An 11472-nucleotide genomic window follows, 5' to 3' on the forward strand; every position below is an offset into this window, starting at 1 on the left:
CGAGTCCGTGTGGGGGCACCATTTTTCAAAGGATTAGACCCTGCCAGATTTATAATCCCTCGGGAGTGTGTCAAAAAGTGTGTGTTCAGCATGCCGCATTCCATCTGCTCTTGCCCCGTCAGTGTGACATAGAGGGAACAATCCTCCGCATGGGTGTAACCACAGCAGACCGTCGCAGTCTCGCATTGTGAACGAGGGCCCATTCGGGCGGCAATCACATGACCCTTCAAATGCGAATTTGATAGCGCGCGATCTTGTCGTTGAGGGTGCGTCGCGCGATGCCCAAGGCCTGCGCCGTGCGTTCGGTATTGCCGCGGCACCGTTCCAAAGTCGCGGCGATTTCACGTGCCTCATAGGCCGCAACACGGTCCGCTAAACTGCCCGCCTCTTGCGTTGCGGGGGTACCGTCGGGCAGATCCAACCCCAAGGCAAACCGCTCCGCCGCCGCCTTCAACTCGCGCACATTGCCCGCCCATCCGCGCTTTGCAAGGTGCTGGCGAAACCCGTAGGAGATTGCAGGCGTGTCCCGCCCGTACCGTGCGGCCGCCGCTTGCGCGAAATGGCTGAACAAAAGCGTGATGTCGTCGCCCAAGCCGCGCAGCGGGTCGAGGGTGATCTGTGCACCGGCCAGGCGGTAAAACAGATCGGCGCGAAAGCTGCCATCAAGCGTTCGCTTGCTCAGGTCGCTCTTGGACAGCGCGATGATCCGCAGATCGAGCGGGCGCAGTATATTCTCGCCAAGTCGCTCCACTTGCCGCTCTTGCAAGGCCCGCAACAGCTTGGGCTGCAATGCTGCGGGCATCGCCTCGATTTCATCGAGAACCAGCGTGCCGCCCGCCGCCGCCTCCAGCTTGCCGATTTTATCGTGCGCGCCCGGAAAGGCCCCTGCGACATGGCCGAACATCTCCATCTCGAACAGGCTTTCCGGCAGCGCCGCGCAGTTTACCGCAACGAAAGGCCCCTGCGCGCGCGGGCTGGCGGCATGAAGCGCGCGGGCCACCAGTTCCTTGCCCGTGCCGGTCTCCCCTGTCACGATCAGATCTAGGTCGAGCGGCCCCAATGCCGCGATCCGATCTCTCAGCGCGATGATCGAGGCGGATTGCCCCAGAATCTCCGTGCTGTCACGCGCGGCAATCTGGGAGCGAAGCTGCGCCAATTCGGCCCGCATCTGTCCCGCTTTGAGAGCCCGCGCGATCACCGCCATCAGATGCGAGGCATCATAGGGTTTTTCCAGAAAATCCTCAGCCCCCTGACGCATCGCGCGCACCGCGTGCGGCACATCGCCATGCCCTGTGATCACGATCAGTGGTAGATCCGCCGCGCGGTCCTTCCACTGACGCAGGACCTCGAACCCGTCCATACCCGGCATCCGCAAATCGGTAACGACCAGATCGGGCACGCGCTGCGTCGCCAGCGCCTCTGAGCCGTTCAAAAACCCCTGGGCATGGTAGCCGCTTGCCTCGATCAGATCGCACAGAGCCGCGCAATGATCGGCGTCATCCTCGACCACATGGATCATTGCTGTCATTCTGCACCCCCCTGATACCTTGGTAAAATCGCCGTCATCACCGTACCCGTTTCTCGTGTGGATCGGATCTCGAAGCGCCCGCCGAACTCGGCCAGGATCGCCTGTGAGATGGCCAGCCCGAGGCCCAGCCCCTCGCTGTTGGTCTTGGTCGAGAAGAATGGCTCCGTCACCCGCGCGAGATCTTCGGGCGCGATGCCGGACCCCGTGTCGCTGACCGAAATTCGCAGTTCACCCGCCCTCTCCTCCAGCGTCACTTCGATTTTGCCTCCTGCCTCGCCTTCCACGGCATCCATCGCATTCAGGAGCAGATTCACCAAGACCTGTTCCAGCCGCACCCGGCCCGCGCGCACCAGCATTGCCGCCGCGGGCCGGATCAGTCGCGGCACCACCCCGACGGCGCGCGCGCGCGGCTGCACCAGATCAAGCGCACTTTCCACCACCAAAACCGCATCAATGACTTCAAGACGTCCCTCCTCCTTGCGGGAAAAGGATTTGAGGTGCTTGGTCGTACGCTGCATCCGCCGGATCAGATTGCGTGCCGTTTCGATCCGGGGCGCGGTCTTGGCAGAGGCCGTTTGCAATGACAGCTCGGCCGCCGCCAAACTGGCCTCCATCGCCGCCAAGGGTTGGCTGATCTCATGCACAATCGCCGCGGACATCCGCCCGAGGGCGGCCATTTTTTCCGAATGGATCAGGGTTTCCTGGGCCGCGCGCAGTTCGGCCTCAATTTGTCGCCGCGCCTCGATTTCCAGCGCCAGACGTTCCGTGCGCTCCGCCACTTTTCGCTCCAACATATCCGACTGCCGCAGCCTTAGCGTCACCAGTTGCCGCCTTTGGCGCTGGATTTTGGCCAGCCCGATCCCGAAACCACATAAAAGCGCCATGCCGGTGCCCCAGCCAAGCGCCGCATAGAGCGCCGGTGTCACGGGCTCTGCCGCGACCACCCGCCAGCCGCCGCTGAAGGCCGCCGAGCGCGCCCGCAGACGCCCCGAATGATCGTCGAAAATCCAATCCGGTGATCCACGTTGCAGCGGCTTTGCCGCCGCCAGATCCGCCCCGACATAGGCGCGATCTTCGTCGATCCGGGCCAAAATATCCGGCGTGAGCGGCGCAAGCGGGCGGTAGAGCCAATCGGGCTTGCCGGAGAGGAACACCACCCCGTCAGGGTCAACGACTGCTGTGGCCAAATCCGCGGCGATCCATGCGTGTTCCAATGGGGTGAGGTCGATCTTTACAACAACGACGCCCACATCGGCTCCTGCGACGATCTTGGCGGCGAGGAAATACCCCGGCGTCCCCGTCGTGACGCCAATCGCATAGAATGCGCCATCCCCCTGCGCGACGGCCTGCTGAAAATAGGGCCGGAAACTGTAATCATGACCGACAAAGCTCTCCGCCAGCGCCCAGTTCGACGCGGCCAGTGTGATCCCCGTATCATCCATCAGATAGAGATGGCTCGCCTCGGCAAGTGCGGTGATTTTTTCCAGATAGCGGTTGGTGGCGGCGATGCCGAGCGGATCAGTCGGGCTGCGAATGGTCGCGGCGATCCGCGCATCCTGTCCTGCAACCTGCGGCAGATAGCGGAAGCGGTCGATTTCGGTCTCCAAGGCGCGCAGTGTCAGGATCAGGCTTTGTTCCAAGCGCGCGTCAATCGTGCGCAGCGCGGTCCGCCACGCAAGCCCGCCCGCCAGCATCGCGACACAGGTCAACAGCACCATTCCCGCCAAAGCGGGGCCGCGCGCGCGCCGCACCTGTGTCGTGATCATTCGCCGTCTCCCGCTGGCTCCTCACAAGGTCTCACCACTATAGGCGCGTCCGCAGTCGCGCCAAGGGTCATGCAGTCTGTCCCGCAGATCGTCCAACCCGAGACCGTCTCCCCCGAGGAGGCAAGCACAAGCTCCGTTACCCCCAAAGGTTTGGGTTCCCAAATCCAATACCCGTCCTCGAACCATCCCTCCGGCCCCGGTTCCATTCCCGCGCCGGACCCTTTGACCGCTGCGCGGCGCAGCCATAGCTTGCCGCCTTCGACCGCCCAAGTTTCGCGCCATGTTTCTTTTTCGACGGAATGTGTCCATTCCATGCGGAACTCCCCCGCGCTACCCAGCGCGAGGGAGAGTGCGCCCGCCATCAGGCAAGCGCTCATGTCCGTTTGCGCCACAAGAGGATGGCGAAGATGAGGGCGAGAGCAAAGCCGATCTCATCGGTGATTGCGAAGGCCGCGACGAGGCAGAAGCCGCTTGCCATTGCAATTGCGCGCTCCCAAATCGCGAGCGGTCGTCCCAGCCAACCGATCACCGCCGCGCCCCAAAGCGCCAGCGCAATCACCGCTTTGGTGACGACATAGGCTACTGCAGGCCAATAGCCGATGGCCTCTGCCATAGGTCCGCCATCCTGCAACATTAACGCAGGCGTGTAGACCGCCATGAACGGCACCACAAAACCCGCCGCCGCGACCTTGACCGCCTCGAAACTGATCCGCAGCCCGCTTTCCTTCGCAATCGGGGCAGCGGCAAAGCAGGCCAGCGCCACGGGGGGCGTCAGATCGGCCAGAATACCGAAGTAGAACACAAACATATGGCTCACGAGGAGCGGCACACCGAGTTCCAATAGCGCAGGCCCGGCGATGGACGAGGTGATGATGTAATTCGGGATTGTCGGAATCCCCATCCCCAACACAATACAGGTGATCATTGTCAGAACCAGCGAGAGGAACAGGCTGCTCTGGCCGACGCCGACGATAAATTGCCCGAACGTATTGGCCGCCCCGGTCAGGGTCATCACGCCGATGATCACCCCCACAAGCGCGCAGGCGATCCCCACCGGAAGTGCGGTTTTCGCGCCGTCCGCCAAGCTGTCACGGCAGAGCGCCAGCGTCTCGCGCCCCCCCTTGGAGGCCGCGTTGATCGCGATCAGAATGAGCAGGGCGAGGAGCACAACCTCCAGTCCGAATTTAAAGAACGCCGCCGCAACAAAGCCCAGCACGACCCAGAAGACCACGCGGATCACCCCCGCAGGCAGGCCCAAAGCCACTGTCCCACCAAGGATCAACCCGCCCGTCAGCGCCAGACCAACCGTCCCAGCGAAGAGCGGCGTATAGCCCGAGAACAGCAGATAGACGAGCACCCCGAGCGGCAGGATCAGGAACCACCCCTCCTTGAGCGCGCGCATCGCAGAAGGCATTTCCGCTTTCGAGAGGCCCCGCAGATCGCGTTTGCCTGCCTCCAGATGCACCATCCAGAACACGCCCATGAAATAGAGGATCGCGGGGATCAGCGCGGCCTTGACCACCTCGACATATTCCACGCCCAAGGTTTCAGCCATCACAAAGGCCACCGCCCCCATGACGGGCGGCATGATCTGCCCGCCCATCGAGGCGGTCGCCTCCACGCCGCCCGCGAAGGCAGGTCGGTAGCCGAAGCGTTTCATCAGCGGGATGGTGAATTGCCCCGTGGTCACCACATTGGCCACACCAGAGCCGGAAATCGTGCCCATCAGGCCCGAGGACAGCACCGAAACCTTCGCAGCCCCGCCCATCTTGTCGCCCACAAGCCCCAGCGAGACATCGGTGAACAGCTTGATCATCCCTGCCTTTTCCAGGAACGCGCCGAACAGGATGAACAGGAAGATATAGGTCGAGGACACATAGGTCGGAATCCCGTAAATCCCTTCGGTTCCGTATGAGAGATGCTCGATCACTTGGCGCATATCATAGCCGCGATGATCGAGCGGCGCGGGCAGATATTCTCCCCAGAGCGCATAGGACAGGAACAGGCCGGAGATGATCGGAAGCGCAGGCCCCATCAGCATCCATGCCGCCGCAAAGATCGAGGCCAGTGCCACCGCGCCGAAGGCAATGTCAATCGGCAGCGGATCACCGGCACGCAGCAGGAGTTCGGTATATTCAGCCCATTGGTAGATCGCGATAGCAACCCCGGCGAGGGCGATCGCATAGCCAAGCGCGCGGCCCAAAGGCCCGTAGCGCTTGGCCAAAGCCAGCAAAGGCATCCCGAGCGCGAGCAGGAAACCGACGTGAATGACCCGCGTCACTTGGCTTGGTAGGTCAATCAAATGCGCGGCGATGGAGATCTGGAAGGCCGAAAACGCCACGGCGAGCCAGAAGAGCGCGCGGCCTTCCCGCGTTGCGGGGAAGCTTTCGGCCAAGGGGTCATGCAGCCCGAGATCAGCGGTCTGATCGGGGCTGTTGGAAGTCTCTGTCATGGGGATGATCCTTTTGCAAAGGCGGCCCGACCCGGCCGGACCGCCTCAAAAGCGTCAATTGGGAATGTGGAGCGCTTACAGGAGGCCTTGCTCTTTGTAATAGCGTTCTGCCCCCGGATGCAGCGGGATCGGCGAGCCTTTGACCGCGTCTTCCAAAGTGATGCCGCCCGCCGCCGAATGCGCCGCTTTCAGCGTATCGAGATGCTCGAACATCAGTTTGGTCATCTGATAGGCGGTTTCTTCAGACACATCCTCATGCGTCACGAGGAAGTTGACCACAGCCACCGTCGGCACGTCCGCCTCTTGGCCCGCATAGGTTCCGGCCGGAATAACACCCGCAATATAGGGTGCGCCAAGGGCCTCCGCAGTCTCTTTCGGGATCGAGAGGAAGGTGATCTCTTGCGAGGATGAGAGATCCTTCAACGCGGCATTGCCAAGGCCGGAGGATTGCAGCGTCGCATCCAGTTGACGGTTTTTCATCAGTTCGACCGATTCCGAGAAGGGCAAATATTCGAGTTTGCCCAGATCGTCATAGCTCATCCCCATGGCCGCAAAGATCGCCCGCGCGTTCAGCTCGGTTCCCGATTTCGCCGCGCCAACAGACAGGCTTTTGCCATTGAGATCCGCAACTGTCGTGGCCCCTGTTTCGCCCAGAGCGGCGATTTGCACATAGTTCGGATAGATCGCAGCAATGGCGCGCAGCTTGGTCAGCGGCGCTTTGAATCCTGCATCCGCATTGCCTTCCCACGCATATTTGACGGAATCCCCGAGCGCAAAGGCCAGTTCACCCTTGCCCTGTTGCAGCAGGTTGAGGTTCTCGACAGAGGCCTTTGTCGATTGCACCTGCGTACGTGCGCCCTCAATCCCCTTCCCGTAGAGAGTCGAAAGCGCCACGCCGAGCGGATAATACACGCCCGAGGTGCCCCCGGTCAGAATATTGATGAATTCGCTGGCCTTCGCGGCAGGCGCCGAAGCGACGGTGGAAACGGCAAGTGCTCCGGCGAACAACGCGCCGAACTTGATCTTGTTAAACATTCTTAATCCTCCCAGAAATTACCCCGCCTCCCGCGGGTCCCTCTCAGGGGGCCGCAAATTGCCCCGCCGATCAACCACTTTCATTTGGGTTTTGCAAAAATCTGGCGGGGCTCCGCCTCGGCTCTGGCAGATATTCGCCTCGGACCTGCTCTGCAGTCGCCTTTGCAGAGCCCGGTTTGCGCGCATGTGTGACCTTGGCCGACATCAACGCGCCCGCCGCGCAAACCAGTGGCGGCCATCGAAGCGGCTGGCGGCCACGTCGCAAAGGGCAATGCCGCATGGGTTTCAGTAAAGAATAAAGGGAGGAAAGTGGTGGGCGACCTGGAATCGAACCAGGCGTGGGTCTCCCCGGCGGAGTTACAGTCCGCTGCCGCACCTTGCAGCCCGTCGCCCACGAAGGATGCCAGAGGCATCAAGGTGCGTGTTGCACCGCGTCGTGTGGGGGGGTGGATACAATCGGGATCGGGGGGCGTCAACAGGAAAAATGCCAAAAGGATGCTTGTGCTTGGAGATTGCGCGCGGCAGGAAGGGGAAAGCCTTTTGCAGAGGAAAGAGAGTGCCATGAAAAAGCCCCAGTGGGTCGTTGAAAAAGAGCAAGCCAAGCGCAAAGCCGAGGCGGCGACCGTGTGGTTGTTTGGGCTTCATGCGGTGCGCGATGCGCTGCGCAATCCGGCGCGCGAAAAATTGCGCCTCGTGGTGACCAAAAACGCCTATGACAAATTGGCTGAGGACATTCAGGCCTCTGGCATGGAGCCTGAGCTGACCGATCCGCGCAAATTCAGCGTGCCGATTGATCAAGGCTCTGTGCACCAAGGCGCGGCGTTGGAAGTCAAGACGCTCAATTGGGGCTCGGTCGAAGAGATTTGTTTGGCCTCGGGTGCGGGCCAAAGCGGCGCACCGACGGTGGTGTTGCTTGATCAGGTCACCGACCCGCATAACGTCGGCGCAGTGTTGCGCTCGGCCGAGGTGTTTGGCGCCGAAGCGGTGATCGCCACCGCACGCCATGCAGCACCCGAAACCGGGGCCTTGGCGAAAACCGCCTCCGGCGCGCTGGAACGCCAACCCTATCTGCGGGTGCGCAACCTGTCCGATACGATCGTGAAATTGCAGGAAATGGGCTTTGTCTGTCTCGGCCTTGATGGCGAGGCAGAGGTGACATTGGATGAGGCGCTGATCGGCTGTGCAGGCCGGGCTGTGGCGCTGGTGATGGGGGCCGAGGGGCCGGGCTTGCGGCAAAAAACCAAAGAGACGGTGGATCAACTGGTGAAAATCCCGTTTGCGCGCGATTTTGGTTCGCTCAACGTCTCGAATGCCGCCGCCGTGGCGCTGTATGCCGCGTCTAAGCGCTGACAGCGGCGTTTGGGGGCGACGAGTTCACATTGTGTTCACGTTTTTCTTACAAGCTCTTAACATCTGAGACGCAGACCCTATCTTTGAGTGTGAGACGCGCATCGGAACATGCGCGTTGCTCTCAACTGTCCCTCGTTCCACACCTTATGCCCGGGCCTCGTGCCCGGGCTTTTTTCTTGTGCCAATCTGGGCTATGATTTCTGCATGAGCACAATAGACCAACTGACCGACGCTGACATCATCCGCATCCTGCAGGACACGAAAGTGATCGCTCTTGTGGGGGCAAGCCCGCGCCCTGAACGCCCGTCGCATCAGGTCGGAACATTTCTGGCGGCGCGGGGCTATAAGGTGATTCCGGTGAATCCGGGGCAGGCGGGGCGCGAGCTGTTTGGTCAGACCTGTGTGGCCTCTTTGTCTGACATCCATGAACGCGTCGACATGGTCGATATTTTTCGCCGTTCTGAAGAGGTGGCTCAGGTTGTGGACGAGGCGCTGCACGCGCTCAAAGGGTTGAAATACGTTTGGATGCAGCTCGGCATCGTCAATGACAAAGCCGCCGCCTTGGCTCGTGCACAGGGGGCCGAAGTGGTGATGGACCGCTGCCCGGCGATTGAGATTCCGCGATTGGGGATGTGATGAGGAGAGGCAAGCAAACCTTTTAAGGTTTGCGCGCCGCTTTTTCGGCAATTCCCGATAGGCCCTGACGCCGCGCCAATTCGCTCAACACATCCTCAAGCGCCACATCACGCGCCGCCAGCATGACCAGCAGGTGATAGAGAACATCGGCGGCCTCATAGGTGAGGTTCTCGCGGTCGTTTTTAACCGCAGCAATAATGGCCTCAATCGCCTCTTCGCCAAATTTCTCGGCGCATTTCTCCGGGCCCTTGGACAAAAGTTTTGCGGTCCAGGAGCTGTCTGGATCGGCGGATTTGCGCGACAGGATGACCTGTTCGAGATCGTGCAGGATGGACATGGAATGTTCCTTAATTCAGCCGCATCGGGATGCCCTTGGCGGCCATATATTCTTTGGCCTCCTGAATGGTGTAATCCCCGAAATGAAAGATGGAGGCGGCGAGAACGGCGCTGGCGTGGCCTTCGGTGACGCCTTCGACGAGGTGATCGAGCGTGCCAACACCGCCCGAGGCAATCACCGGGATGTTGACCGCATCGGCAATGGTGCGCGTCATCGCAAGGTTGAACCCTGCGCGCGTACCGTCGCGGTCCATGGAGGTGAGTAAGATCTCGCCCGCGCCTTTGCGCTCGATCAGTTTGGCAAACTCCACCGCATCAATCGGATTCCCATCCGCATCCAGGGCGGCTTTGCGACCGCCATGGGTGAAAATCGTCCATTTTGTCGGCGTGCCGTTTTCGTCCCACTCGGTGGTTTTGGCGTCAATCGCACAGACGATGCATTGGCTGCCAAAACGGTCGGCAGAGCGCGCGATCACGTCCGGGTCGGCCACGGCGGCGGAGTTGAACGAAACCTTGTCGGCCCCTGCCAACAACAGGTCGCGCACATCATCGGGGGTGCGTACGCCGCCACCGATGGTCAACGGCATGAAACATTGCTCGGCGGTGCGGGTGGCCAGATCATACATGGTGCCGCGGTTCTCGTGGGTGGCGTGAATATCTAGGAAACACAGCTCATCCGCGCCAGCCAAATCATAAGCGCGCGCACTTTCAACGGGGTCGCCCGCGTCGATCAGATCGACGAAATTGACGCCTTTGACCACACGGCCATCGGCCACGTCGAGACAGGGGATGATACGGGTTTTGAGCATGATGCGCCTATTCGTCCGAGAGAAAGGGGCGTTCACGCCCCCTCTGGCTGTGCCATTCACCCCCAAAGGTTTCGATGTGGATATTTGGGGACAAAAGAAGGTGAGGGTGTCTTTGCCCTGTCTTTGCCCTGTCTTAGCCATGCCTGTGCGGTGATGCAAACATTGGATCAGTGTTGGGGCGGTTTCTTGGTCAACGGGCGCGTGCGATGCGGCGCAAGCCATTGCGCACGATCAGCACATGAAACGGCGTCACCAGCATAAGATAGATATGTCCCAGCGTGTTGTTGCAATGGACCCATGTCGCCATATGGATGTGGCCCGCCTCTTGGCGGATGCAGATCCGAAAATTGAGATGGGTGTCATTGGTTCCAATGATCAGTTCGTCTGCGCCCTCATATTCCACCGGAAAAATCGCATGCTCTCCGGCCTCTGACACCTCGGTTTTGAGGCCGAAAGGTTTGACGAGCCTGTTGCGCAGAGTCATAAGCGCGTCGGCCCAGCCGGGCATGGAGAGGCCGATCTTTGCCGCATCGCGCGGCGACAGCGCACTTTCGACCGCATAACCATCGATGAAATCGCCTTGGGTGACATGGGACCATAGGCGTGATTGGGCGGGGAGGGGGCGTTTGTGAACCTGTACCATCGTGACGACCTGTGCGTAGGGATTTTGGAACATCAAACGCCACGATGCGCGCTGAGGAAAGGGCGCAGAGTGTCGCAGATCACCCCTTGAGCACCGCCAAAGCCTCGGCCAGATCAATCGCGCCATCATACAAAGCGCGGCCTGAGATCGCACCATTGAGCGCCGCGCCACAGTTTTTGAGGTTGCGCAGATCGTCCAAGGACGACACGCCGCCCGAGGCAATCACCGGGATTGAGACGGCGCGGGCGAGGGCGGCGGTTTCTTCGACATTCGGGCCTTTCATCGCGCCATCGCGGTTGATGTCGGTGTAGATGATCGCGGCCACGCCCGCGTCCTCAAAGGATTTGGCGAGATCGGTGGCGGTCACGTTGGTTTCTGTCGCCCAGCCTTTGGTCGCGACCATGCCTTTGCGCGCGTCAATGCCGACGGCAACATGACCCGGAAAGGCCCGCGCCGCTTCGCGCACCAGATCGGGGTTTTCCACCGCGACAGTGCCCAAGATCACCCGCTCAAGGCCCTTGGACAACCACCGCTCGATCGTGGCCATATCACGGATGCCGCCGCCGAGCTGGGCGGGGGTTTTGCACTGTTTGAGAATTTCCTCAACCGGGGCCGCGTTCACCGGCTCACCGGCAAAAGCACCATTCAGATCGACCAAATGCAACCACTCACAGCCCGCGTTTACAAATTCCAGCGCCTGAGCGGCCGGGTTTTCATTAAACACTGTGGCTTGATCCATTTCGCCTTTATAAAGGCGCACGGCATGGCCGTCTTTCAAATCAATGGCGGGGTAGAGGATCATCGGGCGCGGCCTTTCATAAAACTGTCGTGGCTCCTTTGCCATGAATGTAGGATGAATGCAAAACCTCTTGCGCGCGTGACGCAATGGGATTTGCCCCAACGTCAGACTTGCCAGA

11 protein-coding genes and 1 tRNA gene are annotated in these 11472 nt (G+C 60.8%); 2 read left to right on the forward strand and 10 right to left on the reverse strand.

Features of this window, described 5'->3' with window-relative positions:
* Positions 1-226: 226 nt before the first annotated feature.
* From C8029_RS19885 to C8029_RS19910, 6 genes are all read right to left on the reverse strand, one after another.
* Positions 227-1528 (reverse strand): sigma-54-dependent transcriptional regulator, encoded by a 1302-nt coding sequence (locus C8029_RS19885; protein ID WP_040401871.1) that lies wholly within the window; start codon positions 1526-1528, stop codon positions 227-229.
* Positions 1525-3294: an ATP-binding protein gene (locus C8029_RS19890; protein ID WP_009570793.1), complete on the reverse strand. Its 1770-nt coding sequence runs from the start codon at positions 3292-3294 to the stop codon at positions 1525-1527. The genes C8029_RS19885 and C8029_RS19890 overlap by 4 nt, the downstream gene beginning before the upstream one ends.
* On the reverse strand, positions 3291-3608 hold the full coding sequence (locus tag C8029_RS19895) for a DUF1850 domain-containing protein (protein WP_232616889.1): 318 nt from the start codon (positions 3606-3608) through the stop codon (positions 3291-3293). The genes C8029_RS19890 and C8029_RS19895 overlap by 4 nt, the downstream gene beginning before the upstream one ends.
* Before the next feature lie 59 nt (positions 3609-3667).
* Positions 3668-5746, reverse strand: coding sequence for a TRAP transporter permease (locus tag C8029_RS19900; RefSeq protein WP_009570791.1), 2079 nt, complete (start codon positions 5744-5746; stop codon positions 3668-3670).
* Between the two features lie 75 nt (positions 5747-5821).
* Entirely contained in the window at positions 5822-6781 is a 960-nt protein-coding gene (locus tag C8029_RS19905; RefSeq protein ID WP_193217697.1) for a TAXI family TRAP transporter solute-binding subunit, read from the reverse strand.
* 310 nt (positions 6782-7091) lie between these two features.
* Positions 7092-7174, reverse strand: a tRNA-Tyr gene (locus C8029_RS19910).
* Positions 7175-7342: 168 nt separating this feature from the next.
* Between C8029_RS19910 and rlmB the strand changes: the two genes are divergently transcribed.
* Together rlmB and C8029_RS19920 are read left to right on the forward strand one after the other, a co-directional pair.
* A complete protein-coding gene (gene rlmB / locus C8029_RS19915) occupies positions 7343-8131 on the forward strand; it encodes a 23S rRNA (guanosine(2251)-2'-O)-methyltransferase RlmB (RefSeq protein ID WP_152003580.1) in 789 nt (262 codons plus the stop codon).
* A gap of 204 nt (positions 8132-8335) precedes the next feature.
* A complete protein-coding gene (locus C8029_RS19920; RefSeq protein WP_193217698.1) occupies positions 8336-8767 on the forward strand; it encodes a CoA-binding protein in 432 nt (143 codons plus the stop codon).
* A gap of 22 nt (positions 8768-8789) precedes the next feature.
* Here the strand turns inward: C8029_RS19920 and C8029_RS19925 are convergent, their stop codons facing one another.
* The 4 genes from C8029_RS19925 to hisA form a co-directional block, all read right to left on the reverse strand.
* Entirely contained in the window at positions 8790-9104 is a 315-nt protein-coding gene (locus C8029_RS19925) for a phosphoribosyl-ATP diphosphatase (RefSeq protein WP_152003582.1), read from the reverse strand.
* 10 nt (positions 9105-9114) lie between these two features.
* Entirely contained in the window at positions 9115-9912 is a 798-nt protein-coding gene (hisF, locus tag C8029_RS19930; protein WP_152003583.1) for an imidazole glycerol phosphate synthase subunit HisF, read from the reverse strand.
* A gap of 190 nt (positions 9913-10102) precedes the next feature.
* Entirely contained in the window at positions 10103-10555 is a 453-nt protein-coding gene (locus C8029_RS19935) for a DUF2867 domain-containing protein (RefSeq protein ID WP_152003584.1), read from the reverse strand.
* Positions 10556-10634: 79 nt separating this feature from the next.
* The gene (hisA, locus tag C8029_RS19940; protein ID WP_009570783.1) at positions 10635-11357 is read right to left on the reverse strand and encodes a 1-(5-phosphoribosyl)-5-[(5-phosphoribosylamino)methylideneamino]imidazole-4-carboxamide isomerase; all 723 of its coding nucleotides are present in this window, start codon (positions 11355-11357) and stop codon (positions 10635-10637) included.
* Positions 11358-11472 lie beyond the last annotated feature (115 nt).

The sequence above is a fragment of the Roseobacter sp. TSBP12 genome, from assembly GCF_009129705.1.
Taxonomy (GTDB): Bacteria; Pseudomonadota; Alphaproteobacteria; order Rhodobacterales; family Rhodobacteraceae; genus Celeribacter; species Celeribacter baekdonensis_A.

What these genes read in the sequence shown, in the direction of transcription:
- C8029_RS19925 (WP_152003582.1), bottom strand. Translation starts at nt 9,104, where the DNA reads ATGTCCATCCTGCACGATCTCGAACAGGTCATCCTGTCGCGCAAATCC.
- C8029_RS19885 (WP_040401871.1), bottom strand. Translation starts at nt 1,528, where the DNA reads ATGACAGCAATGATCCATGTGGTCGAGGATGACGCCGATCATTGCGCG.
- hisF (WP_152003583.1), bottom strand. Translation starts at nt 9,912, where the DNA reads ATGCTCAAAACCCGTATCATCCCCTGTCTCGACGTGGCCGATGGCCGT.
- rlmB (WP_152003580.1), top strand. Translation starts at nt 7,343, where the DNA reads ATGAAAAAGCCCCAGTGGGTCGTTGAAAAAGAGCAAGCCAAGCGCAAA.
- C8029_RS19905 (WP_193217697.1), bottom strand. Translation starts at nt 6,781, where the DNA reads ATGTTTAACAAGATCAAGTTCGGCGCGTTGTTCGCCGGAGCACTTGCC.
- C8029_RS19890 (WP_009570793.1), bottom strand. Translation starts at nt 3,294, where the DNA reads ATGATCACGACACAGGTGCGGCGCGCGCGCGGCCCCGCTTTGGCGGGA.
- C8029_RS19935 (WP_152003584.1), bottom strand. Translation starts at nt 10,555, where the DNA reads ATGGTACAGGTTCACAAACGCCCCCTCCCCGCCCAATCACGCCTATGG.
- C8029_RS19895 (WP_232616889.1), bottom strand. Translation starts at nt 3,608, where the DNA reads ATGGAATGGACACATTCCGTCGAAAAAGAAACATGGCGCGAAACTTGG.
- C8029_RS19920 (WP_193217698.1), top strand. Translation starts at nt 8,336, where the DNA reads ATGAGCACAATAGACCAACTGACCGACGCTGACATCATCCGCATCCTG.
- hisA (WP_009570783.1), bottom strand. Translation starts at nt 11,357, where the DNA reads ATGATCCTCTACCCCGCCATTGATTTGAAAGACGGCCATGCCGTGCGC.
- C8029_RS19900 (WP_009570791.1), bottom strand. Translation starts at nt 5,746, where the DNA reads ATGACAGAGACTTCCAACAGCCCCGATCAGACCGCTGATCTCGGGCTG.